Annotated in this window: 4 protein-coding genes; 2 read left to right on the forward strand and 2 right to left on the reverse strand. The window is 73.6% G+C overall.

Features of this window, described 5'->3' with window-relative positions; translation table 11 throughout:
• Positions 1–3: 3 nt before the first annotated feature.
• Positions 4–1,026, reverse strand: coding sequence for a LacI family DNA-binding transcriptional regulator (locus DQW06_RS22455; RefSeq protein WP_117199255.1), 1,023 nt, complete (start codon positions 1,024–1,026; stop codon positions 4–6).
• Between the two features lie 258 nt (positions 1,027–1,284).
• Between DQW06_RS22455 and DQW06_RS22460 the strand changes: the two genes are divergently transcribed.
• The gene (locus tag DQW06_RS22460; protein WP_013155922.1) at positions 1,285–3,243 is read left to right on the forward strand and encodes an aconitate hydratase; all 1,959 of its coding nucleotides are present in this window, start codon (positions 1,285–1,287) and stop codon (positions 3,241–3,243) included.
• 36 nt (positions 3,244–3,279) lie between these two features.
• On the opposite strand, the gene DQW06_RS22465 is transcribed toward DQW06_RS22460, so the two are convergent.
• Positions 3,280–4,239, reverse strand: coding sequence for a sulfite exporter TauE/SafE family protein (locus DQW06_RS22465; RefSeq protein WP_013155923.1), 960 nt, complete (start codon positions 4,237–4,239; stop codon positions 3,280–3,282).
• 388 nt (positions 4,240–4,627) lie between these two features.
• Between DQW06_RS22465 and DQW06_RS22470 the strand changes: the two genes are divergently transcribed.
• Positions 4,628–5,453 (forward strand): TauD/TfdA family dioxygenase (locus tag DQW06_RS22470; RefSeq protein ID WP_157983563.1); only part of this gene is annotated, 826 nt, incomplete at its 3' end.

Below are 5,453 nucleotides of genomic sequence, written 5' to 3' on the forward strand. Positions count from 1 at the left end.
GGGTCAGGGCGGGGGAGCGGCTACCGTCCCCCCGGGGGTGATCTCGGGCGGGATGAGTTCGCGCCGTCCTCCCGGGAGCGGCGGGCTGCCGCGCGCGGCCTCGGCGGCCAGCCGGGTCACGGCGGCCGACATCCGCTCGACGGGCAGCTCGACCCGGGTCACGTCCAGTCCCGCGAGGTCCTCGGGGAAGCTGCCGATGGCCACCAGGGAGACGTCCCCGGGCACGTCGGTGCCGCGCGCGGCGAGGTGGCGCAGGACCCCGGGCACGGCGGCGGGGTGCTGGAGGGCGAGCGCGGTGGGCGGGCGCTCCCCGTCGAGGAGCGCGTCCAGCCGCCGGTACAGCTCGGCGGGGTCCTTCGCCGAGGGCAGGACGCGCACGGGGACGCCGAGTTCGGCGGCGGCGCGTTCGGCCCCGCGCAGACCGCGCACGGAGTAGCTGCGACCCGAGGCGATGTCCTCCTCCACCGTCGACACGAAGCACAGGTCGCGGTGCCCGGTCCCGTGCAGCAGGCGCAGCGAGGCGACCGCGGCCTCCTCCCAGTCGAGGTCGGCCCAGGGCGCGGCGTCCTCGTCGGAGGGGCGGCCGAGGACCACCACGGGGAACCCCAGCGCGTCCATCGCGCCGATGCGGGGGTCCTCCATCTCCACGCCCATGATCACCGCGACGTCGGCGAGCCTGCTGCGCGCGGCGCGCTCCAGCCCGTACGCCCCGGCGTCGTCGTCGCGCACGGTCAGGAGCAGCAGGTCGTAGCCCAGCTCCCCGGCGGCGCGGCTCAGCCCGTACATGAACCGCCCGCCGACCGGCAGGTAGCCGGGCGAGGCCAGCGGCAGGGCCAGCGCGATCACGCGGGTGCGGGCGCTGCGCAGGGAGCGCGCACCCGCGTTGGGGTGGTAGCCCAGTTCGTCGATGGCCGTCCGCACCGCGGACCGGGTCCGTTCGGAGACGCGGCGGGAGCCGCTGAGCACGTAGGACACCGTGCTCGGGGCCACGCCCGCCGCCGCGGCGACGTCCTTGATGGTCACCATCGCGGCCTCCCTCCCCCCGCACACCTTTGTCGAAGCGCTTCGACAGCCCGCCGCGCGGATCCGTCGAATCGATTCGATGAACGGGCACCATGGTAGGAACCACACCCCCGTGTGACAACCCCCTCATCGGAGGATCCTCGCGGAGTCCGGGGCCGGGCCGCCTCGCCCCGGACCGCCGTGCGCCGAACCGGCGGCGCCCCCGTTTGCCGCGCGCCCGTGCGGTCAGGAGCGGGGAGAGGCGGACGAGGGGAGAACGCCATGGGACGCGGAGTCGCGCGCAAGCTGATCGACGCGCACCTGGTCGAGGGGGAGATGGCGCCCGGCGAGGTCATCGGGCTCTCCGTCGACCAGACCCTCACCCAGGACGCCACCGGCACCCTGGTCATGCAGGAGCTGGAGGCCCTCGGCCTGGACCGCACCCGGGCCCGGGTCAGCGTGCAGTACGTGGACCACAACCTGCTCCAGACCGACGAGAAGAACGCGGAGGACCACGCGTTCCTGCACTCCGCGGCGCGCCGGTACGGCCTGTGGTACTCCAAGCCCGGCAACGGCGTCTCCCACCCCACGCACATGCAGCGCTTCGGGGTGCCCGGCGCGACGATGGTCGGCTCGGACTCCCACACCTGCGCCGCCGGATCGCTGGGCATGCTGGCGGTCGGCGTCGGCGGCCTGGAGGTGGCCATGGCCATCGCCGGGCGCCCGCTGCGCGTCCGGGCACCGCTGATCTGGGGCGTGCGCCTGACCGGCGAGCTGCCCCCGTGGACCTCGGCCAAGGACGTCATCCTGGAGATGCTGCGGCGGCACGGGGTCAAGGGCGGGCTCAACCGGATCATCGAGTACCACGGTCCCGGAGTCGCCGCGCTCACCGCCATGGACCGCCACGTCATCGCGAACATGGGCGCCGAGCTGGGCGCCACCACCACGGTCTTCCCCTCCGACGGCGCGGTGCGCGACTTCCTGCGCGCCGAGGGCCGTGAGGACGACTTCACCGAGCTGCTGCCCGACGACGACGCCGACTACGACGTGACCGACGAGATCGACCTGTCCGGGGTGGAGCCGCTCATCGCCCGGCCCTCCTCGCCCGGCGACGTCGTCCCGGTCCGCGAGGTGGCGGGCACCGACGTCAGCCAGGTCGTCATCGGCTCCTCCGCCAATCCGGGACTGCGCGACTACGCGGTCGCCGCCGCCATGGTCAGGGGCCGCCAGACCGACAGCGCGGTCAGCTTCGACGTCAACCCGTCCTCACGCCAGATCCTCTCCGACCTGACCCGCACGGGAGCGACCCTCGACCTCATCCAGGCCGGGGCCCGCATCCACCAGGCCGGATGCCTGGGCTGCATCGGCATGGGCCAGGCGCCCGCCGTCGGCCGCAACTCGCTGCGCACCTTCCCGCGCAACTTCCCCGGCCGCTCGGGCACGGTGGAGGACGCGGTGTGGCTGTGCTCCCCGGAGACGGCCGCCGCCTCCGCGCTCACCGGAGTCATCACCGACCCGCGCGACCTGGCGAGGGAGCTGGGCCTGGACCATCCCGACCTGCGTCCGCCGGAGCGGGCGGCGGTCAACACCGCGATGCTGGTCCCGCCGCTGCCGCCGGAGGAGGCCGCGCGGGTCGAACTCGTCAAGGGGCCCAACATCTCCGCGCTGCCGGACTTCCCGCCCCTGCCCGACCGGATCGAGGCGCCGGTGCTGCTCAAGGTCGGCGACGACGTCTCCACCGACGAGATCTCCCCGGCGGGCGCCCGCGCGCTGCCCTTCCGCTCGAACGTGCCCCGGCTCGCCGAGTTCACCTTCACCCGTATCGACGAGGACTACCCCCGCCGGGCGAGGGAGGCGGGCCGCGAGAGGGGCCACATCGTGGTCGGAGGGGAGAACTACGGGCAGGGCTCCTCCCGCGAGCACGCGGCGATCACCCCCCGCTACCTGGGCCTGCGGGCGGTGATCGCCAAGTCCTTCGCCCGCATCCACTGGCAGAACCTCGCCAACTTCGGTGTGCTGGCCCTGCGGTTCACCGAACCCGGCGACTACGACCGCGTCGGCTCCGGCGACGTCCTCGTCCTGGACGGCCTGGAGGAGGCCCTGACCTCCGGCTCGGAGCTGACCGCGCGCAACACGACGAGGGACGAGGAGTACCGGCTGGACCACCAGCTCTCCCCGGCGCAGGCCGAGGCGGTGCTGGCGGGCGGCCGGATCCCGCTGCTGGCCCGGGAGCTGGACTGACCTGCCCGCCGCCCGGGCCCGACGCCGGGACTCCCCTCAGGAGGCGGTGTCGGAGGAGCGCTGCCTCTCCGGCTCGGCGGCGCTCGGCGCGGTCGGCTCCGCGCTCTCCTCCGGGACCGCGGGGGCGGTGCGGCGCTCGACGAGGTGGGCGCGCAGCGACCAGACCACGGCGCCGATCCACGCCGCCCACACGAGCACGTAGACGGCCGTCTGGGCCGCCGGGGGAAGGGTCAGCCACTCGGTGCCGAGCAGCGTCCGGGTGTTGGTCAGCACGATCAGCCCGCCGACCAGCGAACCGAGGATGCGGGGCGGGATGTAGCGCACGATCCAGGCGGCGATCGGCGCCGCGATGATGCCGCTGATCAGCAGCGCGAGCACCCAGCCGACGTTGATCCCGGCCGCGCCCAGACCGACGAGGAAGCCGAGGCTGGCGGCGAGGGCGACGATGAACTCGCTGGTGTCGATGGTGCCGACGACCTTGCGCGGCTCCATGCGCCCGCTGGCCAGCAGGGCGGGGGTGCCGACCGGGCCCCAGCCGCCGCCTCCGGTGGCGTCGACGAACCCGCCCACCAGGCCGAGCGGGGTCAGGAAGCGCCTGCGCAGGGGCTTGTCCAGGTTCCGGGTCGGCGTGCCCCACGCGGTGAAGCGGATGAGGATGTAGAGGCCGAGCGCGAGCAGGATGCCGGACATGATCGGCGCGGCGGCCTCGGTGGACAGCCAGCTCAGGAAGGTCGCCCCGGCGAACGAGCCGATCGCGCCGGGCAGGGCGATGCGCCGGACGACCTTCCAGTCGACGTTGCCCAGCTTCCAGTGCGAGACGCCCGAGGCCAGCGTGGTGCCGATCTCGGCGAGGTGGACCGTGGCCGAGGCCGCGGCCGGGTTGGTGCCGAAGAGCAGGAGCAGGGTGGTGGAGGTGACGCCGTAGGCCATGCCGAGACTGCCGTCGACGAGCTGGGCGAAGAATCCCGCGATGGCGAGGAGGACGAGAGTGCGCATGTGGGCCTTCCGGTGGGGAGGGATACGCGGGGCGGTGGAGGTCGGCGCGGTGTCCGGCTCCGGACGGAGGGCTCGGATCGGTCCGCCGCGGGCGCCGGATCGGGCGCCGTGCTGGCGATGGAGGTAAATCTACCATGTTGGTAGGAATAGTGGCCAAGTAGATCGCCGGGTGTTTCCGAGGATTTTTCGGCGCCCGCCCGGGGCGGCTCCCGGATCCCGCGCGGCTCCAGGGGTGGCCGCAGAGGGTGTCCGGTGGCGTGCGCCACGAAACCATATTATTCCTACCAACTTAGTTGACTTTAGGGTTCGGCCGGTCCTACCTTCGTGTCACTCGCCGCGAACGGCCCGCGACCGGACGCGTGAGGTGACCGCCGCGCCTTCCCGCCCCATGAGGAGCCCTGCCGTGACCACCACCACGGACCTGTCCCTTCGCCCCGTCGCCGGACGCATCGGCGCCGAGATCTCCGGCGTGCGCCTGGGCCCCGACCTGGACGGGGCCACCGTCGCCTCGATCCGGGCGGCCCTGCTCGCCCACAAGGTGGTCTTCTTCCGCGACCAGCGGCACCTGACCGACGAGACCCAGGCGGGCTTCGCCGCCCTGCTCGGCCCGCTCACCACCCCGCACCCCACCACGGGCGCGGCCTTCGGCGGCGACCACCACGTCCTGCCGATCGACTCCGAGCGGGGCAAGGCCAACAGCTGGCACACCGACGTCACCTTCGTCGACCGCCCGCCGCAGGCCAGCGTCCTGCGCGCCGTCCACCTGCCCCCGCGGGGCGGCGACACCGTCTGGGCCAACACGGCCACGGCCTACCAGGACCTGCCCCAGCCGCTCAAGGACCTCGCCGACGGCCTGCGCGCGGTCCACACCAACGACTACGACTACGCGGCGGTCGCCCCCGAACGCGAGCCCACCGGCGACCTCAGGAAGTACCGGGAGGCCTTCGTCTCCACCCTCTTCAAGACCGAGCACCCCGTGGTGCGCGTCCACCCCGAGACGGGCGAACGGGTCCTGTTCCTCGGCCACTTCGCCCAGCACTTCACCGGCCTGAGCAGCAAGGACTTCCACCACCTGTTCGACCTGCTCCAGCAGCGCGTCACCCGGGCCGAGAACACCGTCCGGTGGAGCTGGCGCGAGGGGGACGTGGCCGTGTGGGACAACCGCGCCACCCAGCACTACGCCGTGGCCGACTACGGGGACGAGCCCCGGCGCC

The organism is Nocardiopsis sp. TNDT3, assembly GCF_003427465.1.
GTDB lineage: Bacteria > Actinomycetota > Actinomycetes > Streptosporangiales > Streptosporangiaceae > Nocardiopsis > Nocardiopsis dassonvillei.